Origin of the sequence: Vibrio sp. YT-17 (assembly GCF_033337375.1) — a bacterium.
In the GTDB taxonomy this organism is placed as follows: domain Bacteria; phylum Pseudomonadota; class Gammaproteobacteria; order Enterobacterales; family Vibrionaceae; genus Vibrio; species Vibrio alginolyticus.
In genome coordinates, this window is sequence record NZ_JAWOQP010000099.1 from 1 (window position 1) to 1,325 (window position 1,325).

Consider the following 1,325-nt stretch of genomic DNA (forward strand, 5'->3'; position numbering starts at 1 on the left):
CTAAAATTTTTTTGCAAACCTTAAACTAAATCAATAAATCCTCAAAAATCTCGATAAAAATGGGGTAGCGACAAGCGCTACCCACACGTTTTTTGAACAATCAGCCTTACAGCCAAGCTTTGATGCCATACTGGCCTTCTAGCATACCAACTGCAAGCATAGCGACCAAACAGATAACAAGTACACCTACTGGGATCACAATCTTGTCTACGAATGACAGGCGAGCTGCACGCTCTTTGTCACCAATTAGACCGTTGTTATCAAGTAGCATTGTTAATGCCCATGCTAGTACAGGGTTAACGACGGCAGAACCGAAAATACAGATACCCGCTGCTTGAGAGTCTTTAGAGTCTTTCACCATTTGCATACCAGCTTCAAGTAGAGGTAGAGATACACCTACAAGAAGAGCGACACGCATTACTGGTGGCCATACTGCGATGTCCATTGGGAAGCCAAGGATCGCGATGATCATCACTAGAAGACCAAGAAGGATAGCACCGCCAGGAATTGGACGTTTTGCAATCGCTGCTGGGATCATGTAAGTACCCCAAGATGAAGTGATGTTACCACCACCTACCGCTGTACCTACCATCTGACGGATAGAACACATAGTCATTGTGTCATCAACGTCCATTAGTACTTTTTCAGTCTTTTTAGGGTAGTTAAGTTCTTGGAAAATTCGATGACCTAAGAAGTCAGGAGACCACATTGCTACTGCTAGGATTGCAAAAGGCAGTGACGCGATGAAGTGTTCCATATTAGGAAGACCGAGCATCCAACCTTCTTCAGTGCTGCCCCACCAGTAAACAGGGTTTAGATTCGGTAGACCAGTTTCAGTGACGAATTTGATGTCAAAACCAGCACCTAGCACTAGAGCGATAATAAGGCCTGTGAAAGCACACACTGGAATCGCAAGCCAACGTTTGTTCACTTTTGCAAGGAAAGCGTATAGTGCGATAGTCACTGCAAGCACGATCAGGCCCACGTAACCCATGCTGCCAGCTTCAACAGTAGAAGATTGTAGACCAACCGCCCATTCTTGAATCGAGTTGATTTGGCTCATGGTACCCGTCAAGCCCAAGAAAATGAGCAAGCCACCAGCTGTACCCTCTGAGGTGAGGTTCACCAGTTTAGAACCGCCTTTCAAGAAGCTAAGTAGAAGACCGAATACACCAATAAGAATTGCCAATGCAAGAGGGTGAGCACCAGCAAGAGCGATGGTACCAATAAGAGGGATCATTGGACCGTGGTTACCTGCTAAGTTGGCTTTCGGGTTGATAAAGCCAGAAGCAAGCACACAAAAAAGTAGTGCAGGGAAAGAGTGT

General features: G+C 45.7%; 1 protein-coding gene. It reads right to left on the bottom strand.

Going from position 1 to position 1,325, the window contains the following annotated elements; genetic code table 11:
• Positions 1-106: 106 nt before the first annotated feature.
• On the bottom strand, positions 107-1,325 hold a 1,219-nt coding region (locus R7F67_RS24140; RefSeq protein WP_318057453.1), incomplete at its 5' end, for a DUF3360 family protein.